Origin of the sequence: Terriglobus sp. YAF25, assembly GCF_052113305.1 — a bacterium.
GTDB lineage: Bacteria > Acidobacteriota > Terriglobia > Terriglobales > Acidobacteriaceae > Terriglobus.
In genome coordinates this window covers 1-1,097 of sequence record NZ_JBFRCY010001036.1, presented here as the reverse complement: position 1 = coordinate 1,097, position 1,097 = coordinate 1, and the positions used below count along the sequence as shown (strand labels likewise).

Below are 1,097 nucleotides of genomic sequence, written 5' to 3'. Positions count from 1 at the left end.
GCAGGTGACCATATTCATCTGCGAAAAAGGAGGATCTGCTGCCAGGTTATGCCGTGCGAACACGCACATGTCCCGCACGGATTTATCGACACGATAGCCGCCTTCTACCTTGACGAAAAAGCGGCGCAAGCGATCAGGCGACATCTGCTCTGCGATATTTTGCCGGTACAGACCTGCACGTGCTTTCTGTATTCCTTTTTCGTTCAGATCGGTTCCGAAGATCTGAACCTGATATCTCGCAGCTCTTTCCCCTAAGAACTCGCAGAGAGCCATCGCCAGAGAGTAGGTTTCCTCTCCAGTGGAACATCCCGATACCCAAATCCGAATGGATCCCTTACGTGGAACGTCCCTAAGAATGGCAGGAAAGACCTCAGTCTTAAGGGCTTCGAAGACTTCGGGATCCCGAAAGAAGCTTGTCACCGGAATCAGGACATCGTCGTAAAGTGTTACGCATTCTTCCGGATGCTCCGTGAGATGTTTCGCGTATTCGCTTATAGAGTTCAGCCTCAGGATGGCAGCACGGCGTAAAGCCCGCCTCCAGATTGTGCTGGGCTTATACTCACTAAAATTGACTGCGGTGACCTTCTGCAACTCTTCAATAATGGTTGCGAATTCGTCGCTCTGGTGTGCGGAACCAGGCAAGGTATCTTCTTCAGGTACTGCATTCACAACCGCATCTTCGTACTCCTGATAAGCAGGTCCCTGAATGCGTAGCAGTTCTTTTGCAATCTCTTGGGGCGGTAATACAAAATCGACACATCCTGACTCGATGGCGCTGCTTGGCATCGCGGGATATTCGGCCGTCTCGGGAGCTTGCGCGAACGTAATTCCGCCTTCGGCCCTAATGCTGGTTAGACCCATTGTTCCGTCAGCACCGGCTCCGGAAAGGATAATGCCGATGGCATGTTCCTTTAGCTCTTCAGCTAATGAGCGCATGAGATGATCGATCGGCAGGTGCTTACCCGGTCCGGACGGTTGTGGCGTAAGGATGAATCTGCCGGCAGAAACTGTGGAAAGCATGCCTGGCGGAGTTACGTAGACATGGCCCGGTTCTATCCTCGTATCCTGCTCGATCTCGTAGACCGGAAGATCTGTCT

The 1,097-nt window shown here is 52.3% G+C and carries 1 protein-coding gene; it reads right to left on the bottom strand.

What is annotated here, in order from left to right; translation table 11 throughout:
* On the bottom strand, positions 1-1,097 hold a 1,097-nt coding region (locus AB4043_RS26345), incomplete at both ends, for a CheR family methyltransferase (protein WP_442308633.1).